Origin of the sequence: Streptomyces sp. NPDC007189 (genome assembly GCF_040703635.1) — a bacterium.
In the GTDB taxonomy this organism is placed as follows: Bacteria; Actinomycetota; Actinomycetes; order Streptomycetales; family Streptomycetaceae; genus Streptomyces.
Genome location: NZ_JBEYEY010000004.1, coordinates 328947 through 351852, shown reverse-complemented (window position 1 = coordinate 351852; position 22906 = coordinate 328947). Strand labels below are relative to the sequence as shown.

The following is a 22906-nucleotide window of genomic DNA, read 5'->3' as shown; positions in this document are numbered from 1 at the left end:
TTCCTCGTCTTCTGCCTGGCGCTGCGGAGCGACAACGGCTTGGCGATACGGCGGCCCGCATACGCACATCACGCCAATTCTCCGCGGCTCCTCGATTCCGTGATGCGTCATTGCGGCCATCGACGACGTCCCTGCAGCACCTTTATGGTGTGCGCACGCACTCCCACGCCCAGAACTATGGTGTCCCACCACATACGCCTCTGACCTGCCCGTTCCTACGGTGTGGCGACACGCAAACGTCCCCCGTCGAACGCCAGGAAGTGGTGCCGATGTCGTCGCCCGCAAGCGCTCCACCAGCCCCGTCCAGCCTCCCCCGCATCGTCGCCGCCAGCCTCATCGGCACCACCATCGAGTGGTACGACTTCTTCCTCTACGGCTCCGCAGCCGCGCTCGTGTTCAACAAGCTGTTCTTCCCCGGCTCCGATCCGCTGGTCGGGACCCTGCTGTCGTTCCTGACCTACGCCGTCGGTTTCGCGGCCCGCCCACTGGGCGCGCTGGTGTTCGGGCACTACGGCGACCGGCTGGGGCGCAAGAAGCTGCTGGTGCTGAGCCTGGTGATGATGGGCGGGGCGACCTTCGCCATCGGGCTGCTGCCCACGCACGCCACGGTCGGGGCCGCAGCGCCCGTGCTGCTCACCGTCCTGCGGCTGGTCCAGGGGTTCGCGCTCGGCGGCGAGTGGGGCGGCGCCGTGCTGCTCGTGTCGGAGCACGGGGACGCGCGCCGGCGCGGCTTCTGGGCCTCGTGGCCGCAGACCGGTGCGCCGGCGGGGCAGTTGCTCGCGACCGGTGTGCTCTCCCTGCTGACCGCGGTGCTCTCCGACGACGCGTTCGGGACCTGGGGCTGGCGCATTCCCTTCCTGCTCTCCGGTGTGCTGGTGCTCATCGGCCTGTGGGTGCGGCTCTCCGTCGACGAATCGCCCGTGTTCAAGGAGGCGTTGGCGCGGGCGGAGTCCCGGCGGGAGGACGCGGTGGCGGAGAAGCTGCCGCTCGTCTCCGTGCTGCGGCACCACTGGCGGGACGTCCTGGTGGCGATGGGCGCCCGCATGGCGGAGAACATCAGCTACTACGTCATCACCGCCTTCATCCTCGTCTACGCCACGACCTCGGCCGGTGTCTCCAAGCAGACCGCGCTCAACGCCGTGCTCATCGGCTCCGCCGTGCACTTCGCCGTCATTCCGGCCTGGGGCGCGCTGTCCGACCGGGTCGGGCGGCGGCCGGTGTATCTGCTCGGCGCCGCCGGTGTCGGCCTGTGGATGTTCCCGTTCTTCTCGCTCGTGGACACCGGGTCGTTCGGCTACCTGATCCTGGCCGTGACCGTCGGGCTCGTCCTGCACGGCGCGATGTACGCGCCCCAGGCCGCCTTCTTCGCCGAGATGTTCGCGACGAGGATGCGGTACTCGGGCGCGTCCATCGGCGCCCAGTTCGCCTCCGTGGCGGCCGGCGCGCCGGCCCCGCTCATCGCCACCGCGCTCCTCGACGACTACGGCAGCTCCACTCCGATCGCCCTGTATGTGATCGCCGCGGCGGTGCTGACCCTGGTCGCCGTGGGTGTGGCGCGGGAGACACGGCACCGGGACCTCGCCCGTGTCGAGGCCGAGGACGCCGAGTCCGCCGGTGCCGGCACGGCCGCGCAGGCCCGCACGGCCTGACGGGCCCGGCTCCCCGCACGCGTCCGCCGCCCGCCCCCGTACGGCACGTCCGTACGGGGGTCAGCGTCTGTCCGGGGCCGCCAGCCGGTGCAGCCGCAGGGCGAGTTGGATCTCCAGGGCGCGGGCCGGATCCTGCCAGTCCTCGCCCAGCAGACGGCCCACCCGCTCCAGCCGCTGGGCGACCGTGTTCACGTGCACGTGCAGCGCGTCCTTGGTGCGCGCCGGGCTCATCCCGCAGGCGAAGTACGCGTCCAGGGTGCGCAGCAGTTCCGTACCGCGCCGCTCGTCGTAGTGCACGACCGGGCCGATGGTGCGGTCGACGAAGCCGGCGATGTCCCGTTCGCCCGCGAGGAGCAGGCCGAGGAAGCCGAAGTCCTCGGCCGCCGCGCCGTCCCCGGCCCGGCCCAGCAGGCGCAGTGCGTCCAGGCAGCGGCGGCCCTCGGCGTAGGCGGCGGCGACGGTCTCGGGGCGGGTGGTGAGACCGGTGACCGGGGCCGAGGCGCCGACGGTGACGGGCTGGTGGACGGCCGTGCCCAGCTGGCGGGCGGTGCGGCGGGCCAGGTCCGTGGCGGTGTCCCCGCCGGCGAGCGGCAGCAGCAGGACGGTGCCGCCGTCGCGTGCGGCGGACAGGCCGTGCCGGGTGGCGGCGAGGTGGGAGGCGGCCGACCACAGGCGACGGCGGGCCGCGGCCTCCTCGTCGGCGTCGGCCGCGGGGCCGTCGAGGCGTGCGGCGAGGACGACATGGGTGGCGTCGAGGTCGGCGTGCAGCCGGGTGGCGCGCTCGCGCAGCAGGCGCGGGTCCCGGTCGCGGGCGTCGAGCAGGTCGTCCAGCAGTTCGCCGCGGACGCGCTGCTCGGCCTCGGCGGCCGACCGGCGGGCGAGCAGGAGCAGCGAGGTGACCATCGCCGCGCGCTCCAGGGTGCGCTGGTCCACCGGGTCGAGGCCCGGGTGCCCGCGCAGGACCAGCGCGCCGAGGAGTTCACCGCCGGCGGCGACCGCGGCGATCCAGTCGCTGCCGTGCCGTACGGCGTGGCCCTCGGCGCGGGACGCCTCCAGCGCCTCGGCCGGCGCGGCGTCGGCCTCGCAGAACTCGACGGCGCCGTCGAGGACTTCGGAGACGGCGGCGGCCACGTCGTGCACCCCGCCGCCGCGCAGGACGAGTTCGGCGAGCCGGTCGTGGACGTCGGAGGCGCGCTCGATGACGGCGCTGCGGTCCCGGATGATCTCGTTGGCGCGCTCCAGGCCCGCCAGGGCGGCGCGGGTCTCGGTGAGCAGATTGGCGGTGTCGATCGCGGCCGCGGCGAGGGCGGCGAAGGAGCCGAGCAGGGCGATCTGCGCGCGCTCGAAGACGCGGGCCCTGCGGTCCGCGGCGAAGAGGACGCCGATGACGTGGTGGCCGAGCATGAGGGGGACGCCGAGGATGGCGACCAGGCCTTCGTCGCGGACGCCGGCGTCGATGGTGTGGGTGTGCTGGAAGCGGGCGTCCTTGAAGTAGTCGTCCGTGACGTACGGCCGGGTCGTCTGGGCGACCAGTCCGCCCAGGCCCTCGCCCATGCCGAGGCGCAGTTGCTGGAAGCGGGCGGAGACGGATCCCTCGGTGACCCGCATGTAGGTGTCGCCGCGCGCCGGGTCGTTCAGGGTGAGGTAGGCGACGTCCGTGCCGAGCAGGGAGCGGGCGCGCTGCACGATGGCCTGCAGGACGGCGTCCAGGTCGCGCAGCCCCGCGAGGTCGTGGGCGGTCTCGAAGAGCGCGGACAGCTCCGCCTCGCGCCGGCGGCGGCCCTCCAGCTCGGCCCGGACGCGCAGGGCGAGCAGCTTGGCCTGTTCCAGAGCGGCGATCCGGTCGGCCGGTCCGCCCTCGGCGCGGGCGAGCAGCACCGGCTGCTCGTACGCCTCCGCGGAGGCGTCGCGGGCGAGCAGCTCGAGGTACGGGGCCTCGATGCTGCCGCTGGGGGCCGGCTGAAGGTGATCGCGAGACATGGTCACAGGATTCCGCATCGGCCGCCCGGCCGGTCAGGCCTGTGGAAAACTCCGGGGCCGGGCGCCGCCGGGCGCTTCAGTGGGCCGTCCACCCGCCGTCGAGCACCAGGGAGGTGCCGGTGACGAAGGACGCCTGCGGGCTGCACAGGTAGGCCACGGCTTCGGCCACCTCCTCCGGTTCGATGAGCCGCTTGACCGCGCTGTCCTTGAGCAGGACCTCGGAGAGCACACGGTCCTCGGGGATGCCGTGCGCCTGCGCCTGGTCGGCGATCTGCTTCTCCACCAGGGGGGTGCGCACGTATCCGGGGTTCACGCAGTTCGAGGTCACTCCGTGCGGGGCGCCTTCCAGAGCGGCCGTCTTCGACAGGCCCTCGAGACCGTGTTTGGCGGCCACATACGCGGACTTGAACGCGGAGGCGCGCAGTCCGTGGACGGAGGACACATTGACGATGCGGCCCCAGCCCTGTGCGTACATGTGCGGCAGGGCCCCGCGGATGAGGCGGAACGGCGCCTCCAGCATCACGGTCAGCACGGTGTGGAAGACGTCGGGCGGGAACTCCTCGATGGGGCGCACCAGCTGCAGACCCGCGTTGTTGACCAGCACATCGGCGCCGGCGGCGGCGCGTTCGGCGGCGTCGAGGTCGGTGAGGTCGACGGCGAGCGGTTCGACGGCTCCCGGCAGGCCGGCGGCGCGTTCCGCGTGCTGTGCCAGCTCGGCCAGGCCGGCCGTGTCCCGGTCGACGGCCCGCACCTTCGCTCCGGCGGCCGCCAGCCGCAGCGCGCAGGCGCGGCCGATGCCGCTGGCGGCGCCGGTGACGAGGGCGGTCCGGCCGGCGAGGTCGAGGGCGAGGGGCTGGGGGCGAGGGCCGGGCGGGAGGCTGGACGTGGTCATGTGCTCGACCCTAAGCGGAGCCCACCCGTCACCACATGTGGTGGCCACCCATACTTCAGTCGGCAGCCGTAGTGTCAAACCATGTGGGTGCGTCCGACATGGCCTGCTTGATCCGGAAGCGGCCGAACTCATGGAGCTCGGGCAGCGCGTCCACGTCGAACCAGGCCACTTCCAGGGACTCGTCGTCGTTGACCCGGGCCTCGCCGCCCACCGCGCGGCAGCGGAAGGTGATGTCCATGTACTGGCACTGGTCGCCGTTGGGATACGTGACCGGCTCCAGGGCCTGTACGAGGACGACCCGCTCGGCGACGCACCGCACCGCCGTCTCCTCGTAGACCTCCCGCACGGCACAGGCCGCGGGCTGCTCGCCGGGCTCCGGGATCCCCCCGATCACCGACCACTTGCGGGTGTCGGCCCGCCGCCCCAGGAGCACTCTGCCCTCGTCGTCGAAGACGATCGCGGTGATCCCGGGGAGCCAGAGCAGCTGCTGACCCGCGGTGGCCCTCAGCGTGCGGATGAAGTCAGGAGTAGCCATGGGCCCGACCCTAACCGGCCGGGCCCGCCCTCCCGGGGCAGTTCCCGGGGCGTACGCGCCGGTTCAGCGGGTGTACGCGGGCCGTACGGCCGCACGCCACCCGGCGCTGCGATCAGGGTCGTACCGCTACGCGCCCTCGGTACGCCGGCGGCGCAGCCCCGAGCCGATCGCCCAGCCGACGCCGCCCGCGGCGACGAGCACCAGAGCGATCTCGGGGAGGACGCCCAGATCGGTCGCGGGCGTCCTGGACGTGCGCAGCGGCACCTTCTGCTCGAGATAGGCGGGCACGAACATGCCGGTCCTCTGGGTGATCCTCCCGTCCGGCATGATGATCGCGCTGACGCCGCTGGTGACCGGCACGGTGACGGTGCGGCTGTGCTCGACCGCGCGGATCCGGGACATGGCGAGCTGCTGGTAGGTCATCTCGCTGCGGTCGAAGGTCGCGTTGTTGCTCGGCACGGAGATCATCTCCGCGCCGTGGGTGACGGTGTCCCGCACGTCCCAGTCGAAGGCGGCTTCGTAGCAGGTGGCGAGGCCCACCTTGGCGCCGTCGATGTCGAACACGCCGGGCGTGCTGCCGCGGCTGAAGTCCTGGCGGACCATGCCGGTCCAGTTCTTGTTGATCGCGCCGACGAGCCCGCGCAGCGGCAGGTACTCGCCGAAGGGCTGGATCTGCCGCTTGTCGTAGGTCTGCGTCGGCCCCTTGGCCGGGTCCCACAGGATCTGCTCGTTGAGCAGCCTGCCGTCCCGCTCCACGACGGCGCCTACCGAGATGGGCACGCCGACGGCCCTGGCGGCCTCGTTGATGACGGCGGCCGCGTCGGGATTGGCGAAGGGGTCGATGTCGGAGGAGTTCTCCGGCCACAGCACGTAGTCGGGCCTCGGGGTCTTGCCCGCCTTGATGTCGGCGGCGAGCCGCAGCGTCTCGCGCACGTGGTGGTCGAGCACGGCGCGCCGCTGGGCGCTGAACTCCAGACCGGAGCGGGGCACGTTGCCCTGGATGACCGCGACGGTCCGGGTGCCGTCCTGTGCCTTGTCGCTCACCAGCGGCCGGGCGGCGACGGCGCCCGCGACCGGGACGGCCACGCTCAGCAGCGCGGCGGCCGCCGCTGCGCGCCGCAGGGTTCGGGTCCGGCGCCGCTTTGCGAGCAGCCGCCCGGCCTCGTACAGACCGAATCCGCACAGCACGACGGCGAAGCCGAGCACGGGCGTGCCGCCCACCGCGGCGAGCGGGAGGAAGACGCCGTCCGCCTGCCCGAACGCGATCTTGCCCCAGGGGAAGCCGCGGAAGGGCACGCGCGCGCGTACCGCCTCGCCCGCGATCCAGACGGCGGCCGCCCACACCGGCCAGGCCGGCAGCCGGGAGACGGCGGCGACGCCGACGCCGACCAGGGCGACGAAGACCGCCTCGATGGCGACGAGGGCGAGCCAGGGACCGGGACCGACCTCGACGCCGGTCCACACCAGCAGCGGCAGCAGGAAGCCGAGCCCGAACAGATAGCCGAGGCCCAGGGCGGCCTTCCAGCCACGGCCGCGCAGCACCCAGCCGAAGCCGGCGAAGGCGGGCAGCGCCAGCCACCACAGGGTGCGCGGCGGGAAGCTGACGTAGAGCAGCACTCCGCACAGCGCGGAGGCGGCGGCCGGGACCAGGCGGAGCAGCCAGCCGCGGAACCCGCGGGGCGCGGGGGACGGCTGAAGCTGATCCGGCTGGTCCACGGAAGTTGCGGTGACGGTCACCCGGGTGAGTGTACGGCGGCTTCCCGAGCCGCCGACAGCGCGGTTCGCGGGCCGGACCGGCGGCGTCGGCGCTGGTCCGCCGCTGGTCGGCGCGCTCCGCGACCGGCCGGGGAGCCGGTGCGGCGCCGGGCGTTCCCCCACGACGTTCCGCCGCATCTCGTGCCCAAAGCGGTCATCAGCCGCTACGGTGTGCCCAGCCTCGGCGGTGCGGCCGGATCCGGCGCCATGCCCGGCCGTGGCCTGAGGACAGGGGTCGGGGACCGGGGACGAGGGGCAGTGGTGGGGTCGACGGGGACGAGGCCCGCGTCCGGTGTGGACGCGGACGCGGCCGACGTCAGGCGAAACGTTTCTGACGGGGCGGGCATGATCCTGCTCGGCGCCTGCGCCGGCTGGTCGCTGATCACCGCGGCGGTGCACGACGGACGGCCCGAGGGCGTGCTGCTCGCGGTGCTCGCCGTGGCCGCCGGTCACGCCGTCGGCCGGGTGTCCGGCGCACTGCTGCCGGTGGCCGCGCCCTGCGCCGGCGCGGCGGCCGGAGTGACGCTGGCCGTGGCGCTGCCCGGTCTGTCCGTGGGCGCCCGGTACACCGCCCCGCTCGGCCACGCCGGTGGCACGGCGGCCCTTCTGGCGCTGGCCACGGGCGCCGTGTGCGGTGCCGCCTGGGCCACGCTCGTACCGGAACTGAGGCTGGTGCTGCGGCTGCCGGCCGTCGCGATCGTGCCGGCCGGGGCCGTGCTCGGGTCGCCGGCCGGCTGCGCGGCCAGTGCGGCCGTACTGCTGTGTTCGCTCGCCGCCGGTCGGGCGTCCCGGCGGGGCGTGTGGCTGCTGGGTCTGGCCACGGTGGCGGCCCTGACGGCCGGCACGGCCTGGGCGCTCGCCGCGCGCCTGCTGCCGGGCGGCCTCGCCCGGCTGCTGGAGGACCGGCTGGGCGCCCACCGGGTGGCGCTGTGGCAGGACGGCCTGCGGCTGGCCGGCCGCGACCGGGGCCTCGGCGTCGGTCCGGGACGGTTCGGCGAACTGGCCGGTACGGCGCCGCCCGCGCTGTCCGCCGACGGCAGGCCGCACTCGGCCCTGCTGCAGCTCGCGGCCGAGCAGGGCGTCGTCGGGGTGCTGCTGTGCGTCGCCGTGTTCTGCTGGGTGCTGCACGCGCTGTGGCGCTCGCCCCGCTCCACACCGGTCGTCCTGACCGCCGGCGCCGCCCTGACCGCGCTCGCTGCGTTCGCGGCGGTGAGCGACGCGCTCAGCTTCACCACGGTGACCGTGGGCGCCGGGCTGCTGGCCGGGTGGGCGACGGCGCGGCCGTGGGCGCACCGGGGCGCCGAGCCCCGGCTCTGAGCAGTGACCGGCGCGGCCTCAGTGGGCCGGACCGGGAGTGATCGTGCGCAGCCGGTCCCGGATGGCCCGTACCGCCGCCTCGGCGTTGTCCACGGTGATCGTGAAGGTGTGGCCGTCCCACAGGCGCAGCACGATGCCCTCTCCGCGCCGCACCACGACGGCGGTGCCCTTCTCGGGGCGCCACCGGTAGCCCCAGCCGCCCCAGTGCCGGGGGGTGACGAGGGCGGTGAAGTCGGCGCCGGCCACATGGGAGAGCGGGATGCGGCGGCGCGGCAGCCCTATGTGGCCGCAGCGCACTTCCACGCACTCCTTGTCGAGTCTGAGGTCGACGTGCACGAAGGCGAGCGTGCCGAAGAGGACCAGCAGACCGGCGGCGATGCAGCCGACGACGGACATCGCGAGCGCGGCGATGCCGGAGGTCCAGGCGGAGTCCACGGCCAGTTCGACACCCAGTGCCATGCAGGCCGCGCCGACCAGCGCCAGCAGCCACTGGACCCGGTTCGTGGCGCGCCCGGTCCAGATCTCGGGGGGCCGGCCGTCCTCGGCGTGGGGGTGGTCCCTCATGGTTATGAGGTTACTCAGGTTTCGCTGCGCGGGTAGTGCGTCGCGGAGGGTGACTGCCCCGGGTGGGCCAGGGCCGGCCCGCCGGCCACGGGTCAGCGGACGGGGCTGACCGCCTGCAGGAAACGGCCTTCCGCATAGGACAGCGCCGTGTCCGGGAGGGTGGCCTCGCGGCCGCTGAGCAGCACCGTGAGCCCGGCGCCGGGGGCGGCGTCCGGGTCCGCCTCGGCGCCGATCCTGCGCAGGGCCTGCGCGGCCACCGCTCCGGCGGAGCCGTGCAGGGCGAGCGGCGGACGGCCGGGGCGCTGGACGGCGGCCCGGATGCGCTCGCCGACCAGCTCGTAGTTGGTGCAGCCGAGGACGACGGTGGTCACGTCCTCCGGGGTGCGGGCGGCGGCCGCGGCGATCGCGGCGTCGATCGCGGCGTCGTCCGCGTGGTGCACCGCGTCCGCGAGTCCCGGGCAGGGCACCTCGGTGACGTCGACGCCGGCGGCGAACTGCTCGATCAGGTTCCGCTGGTAGGCGCTGCCGGTGGTGGCGGGGGTGGCCCAGATCGCCACGTGCCCGCCGCCCGCGGCGGCCGGCTTGATCGCCGGGACGGTGCCGATGATCGGCAGCTCCGGTTCGAAACGGGCCCGCAGCACCGACAGGGCGTGCACGGAGGCGGTGTTGCAGGCGACGATCAGGACATCGGGGCCGTGGGCGGCGGCGGCCTCGCACACGGCGAGGGCCCGCTGGGTGATGTCCTCGGGGGTGCGCGGCCCCCAGGGCATCCCGTCCGGGTCCCAGGAGAGCACCAGCTCCGCGTCGGGCCGCAGCCGACGTACCGCGGCGGCCGCGGGGAGCAGGCCGATTCCGGAGTCCATGAGCGCGATCTTCACCCGGCCACGATAGACGATCGGGCCTTGCCCGCCGCTCGGGTGGGGCAGACTGCGGGCGTGAGCGCCCTGATGTGGATCACCGTCGTATCGCTGGCCGCCTGGTGCTGGCTGCTGCTGTGCCAGGGCTTCTTCTGGCGCACGGACGTGCGGCTGCCGCCGCGCCGGGAACCGGACGCGTGGCCGTCCGTCTGCGTGGTCGTACCGGCCCGGGACGAGGCGGCCGTGCTGCCCGCCAGCCTGCCGTCGCTGCTGGCGCAGGACTATCCGGGGCGGGCCGAGGTCTTCCTGGTGGACGACGGCAGCACCGACGGCACCGGGGAGCTGGCCCGCGAGCTGGCCCGGCGGCACGGCGGCCTGCCGCTGACCGTGGACTCGCCGGGCGAGCCGCCGGCGGGCTGGACGGGCAAGCTGTGGGCCGTGCGGCACGGCATCGGCCTGGCACGCGCGCGTGACCCCGAGTACCTGCTGCTGACGGACGCCGACATCGCGCACGCGCCGGACAGCCTGCGCGCGCTGGTGGCGGCGGCCCACGCCGGGGGTTTCGACGTCGTGTCGCAGATGGCCCGGCTGCGGGTGGAGAGCGTCTGGGAGCGGCTGGTGGTCCCGGCGTTCGTGTACTTCTTCGCGCAGCTGTACCCCTTCCGCCGGATCGGCCGCAGGGGCTCGCGTACGGCCGCGGCGGCGGGCGGCTGCGTCCTGCTGCGCGCCGGAGCGGCCGAGAAGGCCCGCATCCCCGACTCCATCCGGCACGCCGTGATCGACGACGTGGCCCTCGCGCGCGCGGTCAAGGGCGCCGGAGGACACATCTGGCTGGGGCTGGCCGACCGGGTGGACAGCGTGCGGCCGTATCCGCGGCTGCACGACCTGTGGCGGATGGTCTCGCGCAGCGCCTACGCCCAGTTGCGGCACAACCCGCTGCTGCTCCTCGGCACGGTCGCCGGGCTGGCGCTGGTGTACCTGGTGCCGCCCGCCGCGCTGGTCGTGGGGGTGGCGGGCGGCTCCCCGGCGACGGCGGCCGCGGGCGGCGCGGCGTGGGCCGTGATGACCGGGACGTACGTGCCGATGCTGCGCTACTACCGGCAGCCGCTGTGGCTCGCCCCGCTGCTGCCGTTCACCGCCCTGCTGTACCTGCTGATGACGGTCGACTCGGCCGTGCAGCACTACCGGGGCCGCGGGGCGGCGTGGAAGGGCCGCACGTACGCGCGTCCCGGCGCCGTGCCCGACGAGGGCTGAGCCCGGTCACTTGCGGCCGGGCGTCCAGTTCATGCCCCAGCCGTAGGCGCGGTCGACGGTCCGCTGCGGACTGACTCCGCGCTGCGGCACCAGGTACCGCGCCTCGCGCTGCACGAGGAGGTCGCCGCCCGTGTTGGTGATCAGCGCGAGCGCGCACACCGTGGAGGGGACGGTGCACTCGTCGAGCGAGAAGTCGATCGCGGCGCCGTGCTGCGGCTGCAGGGTGACGGTGGCATGCAGGTCGGCGAAGGAGTCGGCGCCCTCGTAGATGGTGACGAAGACGAGGATGCGCCGGAAGTCCTGCTTGTGGTCGAGGTTGACGGTGAGGTTCTCGCCGCTCGCGAGGGCGCCGGTGCGGTCGTCGCCGTCGAGGTGGATGTACGGCGGCCGGTGCAGCGATCCGAAGGCGTTGCCGAGGGCCTGTACGACGCCTTTGCGGCCGTCGGCGAGTTCGTACAGGGCGCACAGGTCGAGGTCGATCTCTCCGCGGCCGCCGCCTCCCCACCGGCTGCCCCACCCGGAAAGATGCTTGCGCGTCTGCCAGTTGAGGTTGACCCGCATGGCTCCGGACGTGCCGCCCTGCTTGGCGAGCGAGACGGACGGCGCCGTCTTCGTGAGGGTGACCTTGGACAGGCGGACGGGCTGGGGCGCCGGAGGCGGCACGGGGGCGCTCGGCACGGGCGGCGGAGGCGGTGCGGGGGCGCTCGCGGGAGCCGGGGGCGGCGTCAGACTTGCCGGTGCGGGAGGCGGCGGGGGTGCGGGGGCCGCCGGGGGCGGGGGCGGCGCCACCCGGGGCGGTGCGGCGGGCGGCGCCGCGTGCTGGGGCTCGTCCACGGTGATGCCGAAGTCCGTTGCCAGGCCTTCGAGTCCGCTGCTGTAGCCCTGGCCGACGGCGCGGAACTTCCAGGCGCCCTGACGGCGGTAGAGCTCGCCGAGCACGAACGCCGTCTCCACGGTCGCGCCGGGGCTGTCGAAGCGGGCGACCGGCCGGCCGCTCGCGGCGTCCGTCACCTCGATGTAGAGGCCGGGGACCTGTCCGAAGGTCCCGCCGTCGGCGGAGGCGGCGAGGACGATCCGCTCGATGGCGCCCTCCACGCGCGCGAGGTCGACGACGAGGGTGTCGGTGACGGCCGCGCCGGCCGTCCTCTTCCCCTCGTGGCGCGCCGCGCCGGAGGGGTGGGCGGGCTGGTTGTAGAAGACGAAGTCGTCGTCGGAGCGCACCTTTCCGGTGGCGAGCAGCAGCGCCGAGGCGTCCGCGTCGGGCACGCCCGGTCCGGAGCGCCACCCCAGCTCCACGCGCAGCGCCGTGCTCGGCACCGGCGTGTTCGCCCCCTTCATCATGGACATGTCCGCCCCCATCCGTATCGGCTTCGCGGCCGTCGGTCGTCCAGGTCATCCCTACCCGCACAACCTATGCGCGCCCACGGCGAACTCCCATGCTCCGGCGCCGGAAGATCGCCGGTCGGCCGGCGGTAACCCCGGAGGAAGTCGCCCTTTACATGATTTAAACGCGGGCCGCCGTCCCTTTTTGCCAAGTTCGCTCGGATTGGGGATCCCACGTCACTGCGGACACGGAAAACAACCCTCTTATCGGTCTCCCCAACGAGCACATCGTGGGCTTAACTTATGTGCCATGACCTCCCCCCGCTCCACTTATGGTGGCGGCTACTACTCCGCCTCCTTCCCGGACACCCCGATCTACGACTCGCTCGTCGCCGAGCGCGGTACCCCGCAGATCGCCCCGATCCGGGTCCCCGCCGCCTATGACACGGGCAGCAGCCTGCCCGCACTGTCGTCGGCCCTGCCCGCCCTCCCGGCGGGTCCCTCCCCGCAGGCCCCCGCCTACGGCTACCCGCATACGCCACAGCCGGCGCCGCTGCAGCAGGCGCCGACGGCGTACATCCCGCAGCAGGCGAGCGCCCCGCGGGGTTACCCCGGCCCGCAGGCGCCGCAGCAGCAGCGTCCGATGGCCACGGGTTACGAGGCCATGCGCCCGGCCGCGCCGAGGCCCGCGCCGACGCCCTATCAGGACCCGTACAACAACCAGCAGCAGTACCGCGGCTACTGACCGGCGCATGCCGCCGTCAGCGCCCGCTGGCACGATGACGGCATGGGAAACGCCGAAGTGCAGTCGATCCACGTCCATCCGGTCAAGGCATTCCGGGGTGTCGCACCCCGGCAGGCCGTGGTGGAGCCCTGGGGCCTGGCCGGCGACCGGCGCTGGACACTGATCGACGACGGGGGAAAGGTCGTCACCCAGCGCGAGCAGCCGCGGCTCGCGCTGGCCGCCGCCGAGCCCGGGCCCGGCGGCGGCGTCCGTCTGTCCGCGCCCGGCCGCGCGCCGTTGACGGTGCCGGTGCCCGAGCCGGCCGGGACGGTGCCGGTGAACGTGTTCGGCACGAAGGTCGAGGCGGTGCCGGCCGCCGACGCCGCGCACGCCTGGTGCAGTGCCTATCTGGAGGCGGACGTCCGCCTGGTCCACCTCGACGATCCGGCCACCCGCCGCCCGGTCGACCCCGAGTACGCCCTGCCCGGCGAGACGGTGAGCTTCGCCGACGGCTACCCCCTGCTGGTCACCACGACCGCCTCCCTCGACGCGCTGAACTCCCTGATCGCCGAGGGCCCGCACGCGCACGAGGGTCCGCTGCCGATGAACCGCTTCCGGCCCAACGTCGTCGTCTCCGGCACCGAGGCCTGGGCCGAGGACCACTGGTCGCGGATCTCCGTCGGCGCGGTCCTCTTCCGCGTCGCGAAGCCGAGCGGGCGCTGTGTCGTCACCACCACCGACCAGGACACCGCCGCACGCGGCCGGGAGCCGCTGCGCACCCTGGCGCGTCACCGCAACGTCGGCTCCAGGCTCCTCTTCGGCCAGAACCTCGTGCCCCTCTCACGCGGCACGATCAGGATCGGGGACCCCGTCCGGGTGCTCGACTAGCGCACGGCAAAAGGGCCCGGCGGGCGGGGAACCGGGGCCGGGTTCCGGTCGTTGATGCGGATGAGAGATTCGTGAGAAGCCGCGTGCGTGACCGAGCGCGGTGGAAGTGATGTCGCTCTCTCTTGCTCCAGGCCGCGGATGCGCTTCCGCGCCGGGGGATATGACGGAGCGAAAGGGGGTGGGGACATGCGGGTGATCAGTGGTCTGTGGCGCTGGCGGCGCAATCCGCTGCGCCGCGCGACCGATCTGGCCGAGGCGTGGGTGGCCCTCGTGGCGCTGGTGCTGATGGCCGTGGCCGCGCCCGTGGCCGGCTGCCTGGCCGGCGCCGCCGCCCAGGACTCGCTGCAGCGGTCCGTGCGCGAGCAGCGGCACACCCGCCATCTCGTCACGGCCACGGTGGTACGCGACCTGGGCGAGGCCCCGCTGGACACCGATCCCGACACCACGACGGCCCGCGAGACCCGCAGCCGTGTCCTCGCCGCCTGGACGGCGCCGGACGGCACCCACCGGCACGGCCGGGCCCTGGCGGACCTGAAGTCCCCGCACGCCGGCGACCACTTCAGGATCTGGACGGACCCGCACGGACGAATAACGGCCCGCCCGCTGGACTCCCCCACCGCCACGACCCACGCGGTGCTCGCCGGGATCGGCGCGGCCCTGCTGGCCGCGGGCCTGGTCGAGGGCGGCAGGCGGCTGACGGTCTGGCGGATGGTCCGCAGGCGGTACGCACGCTGGGACCAGGCCTGGGAGCGCGCAGGCCCGGACTGGGGCAAGGCGGGCACCGGCTGCTGACCGCCTTCCGCCTCCGGTCAACCCACCCCGCACGCACACGCTACGGTGGACCGGCCGAAGCGCTTTCGGCGACAACCCGCGGGTGAGCGAACCGCAGGGCCGCGCCCAGGTTTTCGGGAGCGTGAACGCGCACCAGCCCCAGGGCTGAGCACGGTCGCGGTTCCCGGTGCCGGCGGGCAGGTCCCCTGAGGGAGCGAGCCATCAGTACGACGAGGTGGGGGCACAGCAACGCCATGGCACAGGGCACGGTCCAGGTGACGCACACCGGTACGTCGCGGTGGCGGCGCCGCACAGGCGAGTACGCATCCCTCGCCGCCGCCCTGGAGGCCGCCGCCGACGGTGACGTCCTCACCATCGCCCCGGGCACCTACCGGGAGAACCTCGTGGTCGAGCGGGCGGTGACGCTGCGCGGGCCCGAGGGCTCGCCCGGCTCGGTGCGGATCGCTCCGGAGGCCGGCGTGCCGCTCACCGTGCGCGCCGCGGCCGTGGTGCAGGACGTGCACGTGGAGGGCCAGGATGCGGCGGCGCCCGCACTGCTCGTCGAGGAGGGCACGCCCGAGCTGATGGACGTGCGGATCGTCACCCGGTCCGCGGCGGGCATCGAGGTGCGCGGCGGCGCCCGGCCAACCGTGCGCCGCTGCACCGTCGACAACCCGGCCGGCATCGGCATCGCCGTACTCGACGGCGGGGGCGGGGTGTTCGAGGAGTGCGAGGTCGTCGCGGCCGGACAGGCGGGCGTGGCGGTACGGGGCGGTGCGCACCCGCGTCTGGAGCGCTGCCGGGTGCACCACGCCTCGGGCACCGGGATGACCGTGACCGGCGAGAACTCCGCGCTGGAGGCGGTGGGTTGCGAGATCTACGAGGTCCGCGGCTCCGGCGCGCAGGTCAGCCAGCGGGCGACCGCGCATCTGACCGACTGCGATGTGCACCGCACCACGGCCGACGGCGTCACCCTGGACACGGACGCGGTGCTCACGCTCGCCGACTGCCGCATCCACGACATCCCCGAGAACGCGGTCGACCTGCGCTCCCGCTCGGTGCTCACGCTCACGCGGACGACGGTGCGTCAGTTCGGGCGCAACGGCCTGTCGGTGTGGGATCCGGGCACCCGGGTGGACGCCAACCAGTGCGAGATCTTCGACAGCACCGGCGACTATCCGGCGGTGTGGGTCAGCGACGGGGCCACCGCCGTCCTCGACTCCTGCCGGGTGCACGACGTGCCGGACGCCCTGTTCGTGCTGGACCGCGGCTCCCGCGCGGACGTCGTGGACAGCGATCTGTCGCAGGTGCGCAACACGGCGGTGTCGGTGAGCGACGGGGCGACCGCGCAGCTCGACGACTGCCGGATCCGGGAGGCGGCGACCGGGGCGTGGTTCCGCGACCACGGCAGCGGCGGCACGCTCAACAACTGCACCCTGGACGGCACCCAGACGGGCGTCATCGTCACCAAGGGCGCCGACCCGGTCATCGAGCAGTGCACGGTCGACTCCCCGGCCGAGGCCGGTTTCTACGTCTCCGCGGGCGGCCGCGGCAGCTTCCTCAACTGCCGGGTCAGCGGCAGTGGAGGCTACGGCTTCCATGTGATCGACGGCTGCCGGGCGACGCTGCGCCGGTGCCGTACCGAGCGCTGCGCGCGCGGGGGTTACGAGTTCGCCGACGCCGGCCCGGACGGCGGGTCCGGGACGGGGCCCGTCGTGGAGGACTGCACCAGCGACGAGAGCGCGGGCATGCGGCCGCCCGCGGTCCGCGAGAGCGCCGTACAGACGATGGCGCACTCCCCCGGTCTGCTCGGCACGATCCCGGGGCAGCGCAGCACGGAGCAGGAACCGCTGGTCACCGCCGCCGAGCCGGACAAGCCGGTGCGGACGTCGAAGGACGTGCTCGGGGAACTCGACGCGCTGGTGGGCCTGGAGAGCGTCAAGCGCGAGGTGCGGGCGCTGACCGACATGATCGAGGTGGGCCGGCGCCGGCAGCAGGCCGGGCTGAAGGCGGCCTCGGTGAAGCGGCATCTGGTGTTCACCGGCTCCCCCGGCACCGGCAAGACCACGGTCGCCCGGCTCTACGGCGAGATCCTCGCCTCCCTCGGTGTGCTGGAGAAGGGGCACCTGGTGGAGGTGTCCCGGGTGGACCTGGTCGGCGAGCACATCGGTTCCACGGCGATCCGCACCCAGGAAGCCTTCGAGAAGGCGCGCGGCGGTGTGCTGTTCATCGACGAGGCCTACGCGCTGTCGCCGGAGGACGCCGGGCGGGACTTCGGCAAGGAGGCCATCGACACGCTGGTGAAGCTGATGGAGGACCACCGGGACGCGGTGGTGGTGATCGTCGCCGGCTACACGGCGGAGATGGAGCGCTTCCTGTCCGTCAACCCCGGTGTCGCCTCCCGCTTCTCCCGCACCATCACCTTCGGCGACTACGGCCCCGAGGAGCTGCTGCGGATCGTGGAGCAACAGGCCGACGAGCACGAGTACCGGCTGGCGCCGGGCACGGCCGAGGCGCTGCTGAAGTACTTCACGGCCATCCCGAAGGGCCCGGCGTTCGGCAACGGCCGCACCGCCCGCCAGACGTTCGAGGCGATGGTGGAGCGGCACGCGAGCCGGGTCGCCCAGCTGGCGGACCCCAGCACCGACGACCTGACCCTGCTGTTCGCGGAGGACCTCCCGGAACTGCCCTGAGCGGCCGCCGGTAGGCACCTAGCCGGCGTCGGCGCGCCGCTCCTTGGATTCCGGGCGCGGCGCCGGGAGTTCCGGGCGCAGCCGGTTCAGCAGGCGGGCTCGTACGCGGGCGAAGGCCGGGTCCGCCTGGTAGTCGGAGTGGCCGAGGACGGGCGCCGGGAGGGGGTGTTCGGGCGTGCGGCCGTAGGCGAGGGGGTCGCGCAGGGGGCCGTGGTCGACCCCGGGGGTGGTGCCGTCGGCGAGGCGGACGGGGCCGCCGATGGGGTCCGTGGTGCGCCAGAGGTTGAGCAGGCGACGTCGCGGTGCAGCGCGGCGAGCGCGGGCGGTCCGAAGTGGGCCGGGAACCAGCGGCCGTAGAGGCGTTCCAGCGGGGAGCCGTAGGTCAGCAGCGCGATGCGGCCGCGGACGGACGGCGGCAGCTGCCAGGCGGCGGCCGCGGCCAGCACACTGCCCTGGGAGTGTCCGGAGAGCACCAGGCGGCCCCCGGTGCGCTGGGTCCAGGTGGCGATGCGCCAGGTGAGGTCCGGTACCGCGCGCTCGGCGTAGCACGGCGGTGCGAAGGGGTGCGCGGCGCGCGGCCAGAAGGTGCCGACGTCCCAGAGGATGCCGATGGTGCGCCGCGCCGCGGCGTCCTTGTAGGCGCGCCTGCCCGCCCCAGGTCACGAAGAGTATGAAGCCGAGGCCGACCAGCCAGGAGCCCAGTGCCTGCGAGGTCTCGGCGACGGCCCGCACGGCGTCATAGGTGCGGCGGGCGGCCCCGTCGGGTGTCTGCCCGGTGGCCAGCGCGCCGGCCAGCGCCACTCCTCCGAGCAGCAGGGTGGTGCCGGCGAGCACGCCGACGACCAGGGGCGCCCGGTCGGTGAGGGTGGCCATGGCGCGGGCGTGGGCGATGGCGCGGGTGCGGGCCGGGTCCTCGGGTTCGCCGGGATGCTCGTGGCGGATCCGGCGGCGTTCGGCGCGGGCCAGCCGGGCGGCGCCGGCGGCGAGCCGGGCGGCGAGGAGCAGCAGGACCGCGAGGACCGGCGGGATGGTGGACGCCTGCCAGGTCAGCAGGACGGGCGGGCCGGGGAGCAGGGTGCGGGTGCCGTCCAGCCAGTCGGCGACGCGCTGGGCGACCCCGCCGGACATCACGCCGCCCAGGGCGCAGGCGAGCAGGGCGACGGCCGGTCCGCCGAGGCCGCGCATCCCGGTCCGCGGGTCGGGGCCGCCGCGGTACAGGGTTCGGGCCACCACGGCGAGTGCGACGACCAGCAGGCCCTGGGCCAGCATCAGCGCGCCGAACGCGGGGTCGCCCGGGAGGCGGCCGGTGGACCGCCAGCCGGGCCGGGCCCAGCCGGCGTAGACCGCGGTGAGCAGCAGCAGGGCGAGCGCGCCGAGCGGCAGCAGGCGTACGAGGTGCCGGTCGAACCGCTGGTCGAGGCGGTGCTCGGTGCGGCCCCGGCGGCAGGCGACGCCCACGGCTGTCGCCGCCCAGGCCGGCAGGGCCGCGGTGAGCAGCCCGCCGAGGACGTCGAGGGCGGCCGGGCCGCCGGGCCGGAGGTCGAAGCGGACGGCCGGGGTGGCGAGGGCGGCGGCGACGGTCAGCAGGGCCACGGCGGTGTGGGCGGCGCGCAGCCGGGCCACGAGCCGGCGGCCGTACCAGAAGCCGGGCCTGGTCAGCGCGCTGCCGTCGGTGTCCGGTTCGACGTCGTGGGTCATCGGCCGGTGGGACTCGTACGCACTCCAGGTCCGCCGGGAGAGGTACCAGAGCAGCAGCGTCAGCGTGGTCGGCGCCAGCGCGGCGAGCGCCAGCCGGCGAGCGCCAGCCGGCGGCCGGGCAGGCTCCACCAGCCGCCGGGGGCCGCCGGTGCCGGGGGCGTGAGGAAGGCCAGCCAGGAGTGGCGCCGGGCGCAGCTCCGCACGCCGGCGCACTGCCAGGCCACCAGGTCCAGGGCCACCTCGCAGGCGGCGGCGACCAGCAGCACGGTCAGGGTGAGGGCGGCTGGCCGGACGAGGAGGCCGTAGAGGCGGACGGCGCGCTGCCGCCCGGCCGGCGCGGGGCGCATCCAGTGGGCGAGGTTGACCACCATGAACGGCAGGAGCAACAGCCACAGGGCACGGCTGCTGTCCCCCGAGGTGAGGTTGCACCAGACGTACGCCTCCTGGACGGGCCCCTCGCGGCGCCCCTCCCCGGCCTCGGCGTCCTCGGCGCGCCGGCAGACGGCGGCGGTGTCGTCCCCGCTCACCCGGACGGTGCGCGGATCGCCCAGCATCTTGTCGGGAGTGGTCCCGCCCACCCCGTGCACCAGCAGTTCCAGCTCGGCCTCCGCCGCCGCCGGGCCCTGGCCGGTCCGCCGCTCGCCGGAGTGTTCCCGTGCGCGGTCCACTGTGCTCGCACCCCCGTGAAGCGCCCGGAAAACCGTGTCGACGCGGGCTTCAGGATCTCCGGCCGGAAGGCGGTCCACACCCCTCGTCACGGAATCTCCCCGATCCGGGTGACGGCGGCCGTGGCGGATATGGCATGAGCGCATCGTGACAGGCAGTGGCGCAACCGGTGCCGACCCGTGAAAAGATGAGACGCCCGCGCACCTGGGGCCGGCCGGAATGTCCTGGTCGGAGGCGGTGTGCCGGGCGTGTCGGACGGATGGCGGCGAAAGGACCGGAGCGTACGTGAGCGAGAATCAGAACCTCCTCGCCGAGCAGCGCCGCGCACTGATCCTGGACGAGGTCCGGCGCCGGGGCGGTGTGCGGGTCAACGAACTGACCCGCAAGCTCGGCGTGTCGGACATGACCGTGCGGCGCGACCTGGACGCCCTCGCCCGCCAGGGCGTGCTGGAGAAGGTGCACGGCGGCGCGGTGCCGGTGGTCGAGGCCAGCACGCACGAGCCCGGTTTCGAGGCCAAGTCGGGTCTGGAGCTGACCGCCAAGGAGGACATCGCGCGCGCCGCGGCCAAGCTGGTCACCCCGGGCACGGCGATCGCCCTGTCCGGCGGTACGACGACGTACGCGCTCGCCCAGCAGCTGCTGGAGGTCCCCGATCTGACCGTGGTGACGAACTCGGTGCGGGTCGCGGACGTCTTCCACGCCGCGCAGCGCACCTCCGGCCAGCGGCAGGGCGCGGCCACGGTGGTGCTGACCGGCGGGGTGCGCACGCCGTCGGACTCGCTGGTGGGTCCGGTGGCCGACCAGGCGATCGCCGCCCTCCACTTCGATCTGCTGTTCCTCGGTGTGCACGGCATATCGGTGGAGGCCGGGCTGTCCACGCCGAACCTCGCCGAGGCGGAGACGAACCGGCGCCTGGTGCACTCCGCGCGCCGGGTCGTGGTGGTCGCCGACCACACCAAGTGGGGCACGGTGGGCCTGAGTTCGTTCGCCGCGCTGGAGCAGGTGGACACGCTGGTGACGGATGCGGGGCTGCCCGCGGAGGCCCGCGCGGAGATCTCCGAGCATCTGCGGGTGATCGTGGCGGGCGAGCCCGGGGAAGACGACACGGACATCTGAGCGCCCGTCAGTCACGGCCGGTCGTGCAACTGCCGAGCGCCACATGGGGGTTGCGTCGCTCGCCGAGGGCTGCTCGCCGGGGCCACCGGCGGGAGATCAGGCGCCCGGTGAGGCGCTGATCAGGTGGTGCCGCGGGCGTGGTGCGCCTCGGACACGACCGCCGCCATCAGTTCCGGGTCCAGTACGGAGACGTCGGCCAGGCGCGAGGCCGCGGACAGCGAGTTGAGCAGCGCCTTGGTGACGCGCAGGGCCGCCTGCGGGCGGCGCACGACGGGCCTGGCCCACTCGGCGACGGCCGCGTCGAGTTCGTGGGCGGGGACGACCTTCTGCAGCAGGGACAGGGACTGGGCCTCCGCCGCGGTGACGACCCGGCCCGTGAGGACGATCTCGCGGACCCGGGCCGCGCCGACCTCGCTGATGAGCCGGGGCAGCAGGCCGCCCCAGGCGGTCGGCAGCCCGAGGGCGAGTTCGGGCAGCCGGAAGGTGGCGTCCTCGGAGCCGACCCGCAGGTCGCAGGCGAGCGCGAGGGCGACGCCCGCCCCGACGGCCTTGCCGTGGACGCGGGCGATGGTGACGGCGGGGTTGCCGGTCAGGGCCTCGCACACGCGCCGGGCCTTGGTCCCCGAGAAGCGGATGCCGCTGCCCGTGGGGTCGTGGGCGAGGTGCCGGGTGAACTCGCCGCGGTCCCCGCCGAGGCAGAAGTCGTCGCCGCTGCCGGTGAGGACCAGCACCCGGACGGCCGGATCCTGGTCCTGGAGAACCGCCAGGAGATCGTCCAGCAGGGCGTCGGTGACGGTGTTGCCCTGCTCGGGGGTGTTCAGCTCGACGGTGAGGACGGGGCCCTCCCGGTGGGTCCGCAGGGTCCGCCGTACGGTGCCGGCCGGGAGGGTGTCGAGGGGGAGGGCGGTCATGTCGTCACTTTCAGGGAGGTGATGCGCCGGAACACCATGCGGCTCGCGTAGGTGGGGGCGGCGATCGGCCGCAGGGTGGGGAACCGTTCCAGCAGCTGGGTCAGCAGCAGTTGGGCCTCCAGGCGGGCCAGGCCCGAGCCGAGGCAGTAGTGGACGCCGCCGCCGAAGGTGAGGTGGGCGCCCTTGCGGCGGATGTCGAAGACGTGGGGGTCCGGGTTGCGGCGCGGGTCGTGGTTGGCGGCGCCGTACAGGACGTGGACCGTGGTGTCCTTGGGGACGGGGACTCCGGCGAGGACGGTGTCCTCGGCGGCGAAGCGGGAGTTGAGGTGGATCGGCGGGTCGTAGCGCAGCGTCTCGTCGACCGCGTCGTCGATGTGCTCGGGGTGCCGGCGCAGCCAGTCGGCGCGCACCGGGTCCTGGGTGAGTAACCACACCGCGTTGGTGAGCAGGGTCGCGGTGGTCTCCAGGGAGGCGATGGTGATGAACATCGTCAGGTCGTACAGCATCTGGTCCGCGGCTGCCCGGTCGCCGGGGCAGTGGGCGTCCCAGTAGCGGATCCAGCCGCTGAGGACGTCGTCGCCGAGGTGGCGGCGCCGGTCGGCTATGAGGCCGGTGAAGAAGGCCCGCATCTCCAGGGTGGCCTGGGCGGAGACGGCCAGTTCGCTGCTGGTGGGGAGCAGTTCCTGGGCGTGGACCTGGCGGTGGGTGAAGTCCAGGATGTGCGGGTAGTGCTCGGCCGGGATGGCGAGCCACTGGCCGACGGTGTGGATGGGCAGCTGGTCGCCGACCGTGCTGACGAAGTCGGCCTCGCCCTGGGTGCGCAGCTGCAGCTCCAGGCGGTCCAGGAGCCCGGTGACGTGGTCCTCGATCCGGGGCCGCATGTCCTCCAGGGTGGCCCGGTCGAAGAGGTTGCCCAACGCGCGGCGCCGCAGGGTGTGTTCGGGCGGGTTGAGGCGGGAGAGCGTGCGCGTCATCTCCCGGGTCGCCGGATGCTGCCAGCGGGTCGGGTCGGGCTGGCGTTCCTGCCAGGCGAAATCCGGTACGAGCCAGTCCCTGCCGCGCAGGATCTGGTTGCAGAGATCGAATCCGGTGACGAAGTACCCGCCCCAGGGAGCGGGTACCACCTCTCCCAGGGCGCGCAGTTCGTCCCAGACGGGGAAGGGGTCGGCCTGTCCTTCGGCTGAACGGAGGTGACGGAGAAGGGGGATGACGGCTCGGCGATCGGTGGTGGTACCACGTATGACGCCAACGGCGGTCACGCGAAGCTCCTTTGTGGCTGGGCGCTACCGTTACCGCCGGAATCTACCCTTCCC

The 22906-nt window shown here is 74.2% G+C and carries 17 protein-coding genes and 1 pseudogene; 8 read left to right on the top strand and 10 right to left on the bottom strand.

Features of this window, described 5'->3' with window-relative positions:
* Positions 1–269: 269 nt before the first annotated feature.
* On the top strand, positions 270–1649 hold the full coding sequence (locus tag AB0950_RS10745) for an MFS transporter (protein WP_360146211.1): 1380 nt from the start codon (positions 270–272) through the stop codon (positions 1647–1649).
* A gap of 60 nt (positions 1650–1709) precedes the next feature.
* Here AB0950_RS10745 and AB0950_RS10740 read toward each other — a convergent pair whose 3' ends face one another.
* The 4 genes from AB0950_RS10740 to lnt form a co-directional block, all read right to left on the bottom strand.
* Positions 1710–3629 (bottom strand): helix-turn-helix domain-containing protein, encoded by a 1920-nt coding sequence (locus AB0950_RS10740; RefSeq protein WP_366778323.1) that lies wholly within the window; start codon positions 3627–3629, stop codon positions 1710–1712.
* 76 nt (positions 3630–3705) lie between these two features.
* On the bottom strand, positions 3706–4521 hold the full coding sequence (locus tag AB0950_RS10735) for a 3-hydroxybutyrate dehydrogenase (protein WP_360573528.1): 816 nt from the start codon (positions 4519–4521) through the stop codon (positions 3706–3708).
* A 55-nt stretch (positions 4522–4576) separates the two neighbouring features.
* Positions 4577–5056, bottom strand: coding sequence for an NUDIX domain-containing protein (locus AB0950_RS10730; RefSeq protein WP_360146218.1), 480 nt, complete (start codon positions 5054–5056; stop codon positions 4577–4579).
* A gap of 126 nt (positions 5057–5182) precedes the next feature.
* Entirely contained in the window at positions 5183–6793 is a 1611-nt protein-coding gene (lnt, locus tag AB0950_RS10725; protein ID WP_366778322.1) for an apolipoprotein N-acyltransferase, read from the bottom strand.
* A gap of 363 nt (positions 6794–7156) precedes the next feature.
* Between lnt and AB0950_RS10720 the strand changes: the two genes are divergently transcribed.
* Positions 7157–8128 carry an O-antigen polymerase gene (locus tag AB0950_RS10720; protein WP_366778321.1) on the top strand — a complete coding sequence of 324 codons (972 nt, stop codon included), beginning with the start codon at positions 7157–7159 and terminating at the stop codon, positions 8126–8128.
* 18 nt (positions 8129–8146) lie between these two features.
* Here AB0950_RS10720 and AB0950_RS10715 read toward each other — a convergent pair whose 3' ends face one another.
* Together AB0950_RS10715 and AB0950_RS10710 are read right to left on the bottom strand one after the other, a co-directional pair.
* Positions 8147–8692, bottom strand: a complete 546-nt coding sequence (locus tag AB0950_RS10715) for a hypothetical protein (protein WP_360146227.1) — start codon at positions 8690–8692, stop codon at positions 8147–8149.
* A gap of 92 nt (positions 8693–8784) precedes the next feature.
* On the bottom strand, positions 8785–9570 hold the full coding sequence (locus AB0950_RS10710) for an aspartate/glutamate racemase family protein (RefSeq protein ID WP_360146230.1): 786 nt from the start codon (positions 9568–9570) through the stop codon (positions 8785–8787).
* Positions 9571–9639: 69 nt separating this feature from the next.
* On the opposite strand from AB0950_RS10710, the gene AB0950_RS10705 reads away from it, so the two are divergent.
* Entirely contained in the window at positions 9640–10803 is a 1164-nt protein-coding gene (locus AB0950_RS10705; protein ID WP_361981020.1) for a glycosyltransferase, read from the top strand.
* A 6-nt stretch (positions 10804–10809) separates the two neighbouring features.
* Here AB0950_RS10705 and AB0950_RS10700 read toward each other — a convergent pair whose 3' ends face one another.
* Positions 10810–12144, bottom strand: a complete 1335-nt coding sequence (locus AB0950_RS10700; RefSeq protein ID WP_366778434.1) for a TerD family protein — start codon at positions 12142–12144, stop codon at positions 10810–10812.
* A 292-nt stretch (positions 12145–12436) separates the two neighbouring features.
* Between AB0950_RS10700 and AB0950_RS10695 the strand changes: the two genes are divergently transcribed.
* From AB0950_RS10695 to AB0950_RS10680, 4 genes are all read left to right on the top strand, one after another.
* Positions 12437–12871 (top strand): DUF6643 family protein, encoded by a 435-nt coding sequence (locus tag AB0950_RS10695; RefSeq protein ID WP_360146233.1) that lies wholly within the window; start codon positions 12437–12439, stop codon positions 12869–12871.
* Between the two features lie 42 nt (positions 12872–12913).
* On the top strand, positions 12914–13738 hold the full coding sequence (locus AB0950_RS10690; protein WP_360146236.1) for an MOSC N-terminal beta barrel domain-containing protein: 825 nt from the start codon (positions 12914–12916) through the stop codon (positions 13736–13738).
* A 186-nt stretch (positions 13739–13924) separates the two neighbouring features.
* A complete protein-coding gene (locus AB0950_RS10685) occupies positions 13925–14530 on the top strand; it encodes a hypothetical protein (protein ID WP_360146239.1) in 606 nt (201 codons plus the stop codon).
* Between the two features lie 233 nt (positions 14531–14763).
* Positions 14764–17202, top strand: coding sequence for a right-handed parallel beta-helix repeat-containing protein (locus AB0950_RS10680; RefSeq protein ID WP_366778320.1), 2439 nt, complete (start codon positions 14764–14766; stop codon positions 17200–17202).
* 18 nt (positions 17203–17220) lie between these two features.
* Here AB0950_RS10680 and AB0950_RS10675 read toward each other — a convergent pair.
* A pseudogene (locus tag AB0950_RS10675) lies at positions 17221–19454 on the bottom strand (hypothetical protein).
* Positions 19455–19851: 397 nt separating this feature from the next.
* On the opposite strand from AB0950_RS10675, the gene AB0950_RS10670 reads away from it, so the two are divergent.
* Positions 19852–20682 (top strand): DeoR/GlpR family DNA-binding transcription regulator, encoded by an 831-nt coding sequence (locus tag AB0950_RS10670; protein ID WP_330341546.1) that lies wholly within the window; start codon positions 19852–19854, stop codon positions 20680–20682.
* A gap of 119 nt (positions 20683–20801) precedes the next feature.
* On the opposite strand, the gene AB0950_RS10665 is transcribed toward AB0950_RS10670, so the two are convergent.
* Together AB0950_RS10665 and AB0950_RS10660 are read right to left on the bottom strand one after the other, a co-directional pair.
* Positions 20802–21593, bottom strand: coding sequence for an enoyl-CoA hydratase/isomerase family protein (locus AB0950_RS10665; RefSeq protein WP_366778319.1), 792 nt, complete (start codon positions 21591–21593; stop codon positions 20802–20804).
* Complete coding sequence (locus AB0950_RS10660) at positions 21590–22852, bottom strand: cytochrome P450 (RefSeq protein WP_366778318.1); 1263 nt, start codon at positions 22850–22852, stop codon at positions 21590–21592. Before AB0950_RS10660 ends, AB0950_RS10665 begins: the two co-directional genes overlap by 4 nt.
* Positions 22853–22906: the final 54 nt, after the last annotated feature.

Excerpts from the sequence above, each read along its gene's own strand:
- AB0950_RS10745 (WP_360146211.1), top strand. The coding sequence starts at position 270 with ATGTCGTCGCCCGCAAGCGCTCCACCAGCCCCGTCCAGCCTCCCCCGC.
- AB0950_RS10740 (WP_366778323.1), bottom strand. The coding sequence starts at position 3,629 with ATGTCTCGCGATCACCTTCAGCCGGCCCCCAGCGGCAGCATCGAGGCC.
- AB0950_RS10735 (WP_360573528.1), bottom strand. The coding sequence starts at position 4,521 with ATGACCACGTCCAGCCTCCCGCCCGGCCCTCGCCCCCAGCCCCTCGCC.
- AB0950_RS10730 (WP_360146218.1), bottom strand. The coding sequence starts at position 5,056 with ATGGCTACTCCTGACTTCATCCGCACGCTGAGGGCCACCGCGGGTCAG.
- AB0950_RS10720 (WP_366778321.1), top strand. The coding sequence starts at position 7,157 with ATGATCCTGCTCGGCGCCTGCGCCGGCTGGTCGCTGATCACCGCGGCG.
- AB0950_RS10715 (WP_360146227.1), bottom strand. The coding sequence starts at position 8,692 with ATGAGGGACCACCCCCACGCCGAGGACGGCCGGCCCCCCGAGATCTGG.
- AB0950_RS10705 (WP_361981020.1), top strand. The coding sequence starts at position 9,640 with ATGTGGATCACCGTCGTATCGCTGGCCGCCTGGTGCTGGCTGCTGCTG.
- AB0950_RS10700 (WP_366778434.1), bottom strand. The coding sequence starts at position 12,144 with ATGATGAAGGGGGCGAACACGCCGGTGCCGAGCACGGCGCTGCGCGTG.
- AB0950_RS10695 (WP_360146233.1), top strand. The coding sequence starts at position 12,437 with ATGACCTCCCCCCGCTCCACTTATGGTGGCGGCTACTACTCCGCCTCC.
- AB0950_RS10690 (WP_360146236.1), top strand. The coding sequence starts at position 12,914 with ATGGGAAACGCCGAAGTGCAGTCGATCCACGTCCATCCGGTCAAGGCA.
- AB0950_RS10685 (WP_360146239.1), top strand. The coding sequence starts at position 13,925 with ATGCGGGTGATCAGTGGTCTGTGGCGCTGGCGGCGCAATCCGCTGCGC.
- AB0950_RS10680 (WP_366778320.1), top strand. The coding sequence starts at position 14,764 with ATGGCACAGGGCACGGTCCAGGTGACGCACACCGGTACGTCGCGGTGG.
- AB0950_RS10665 (WP_366778319.1), bottom strand. The coding sequence starts at position 21,593 with ATGACCGCCCTCCCCCTCGACACCCTCCCGGCCGGCACCGTACGGCGG.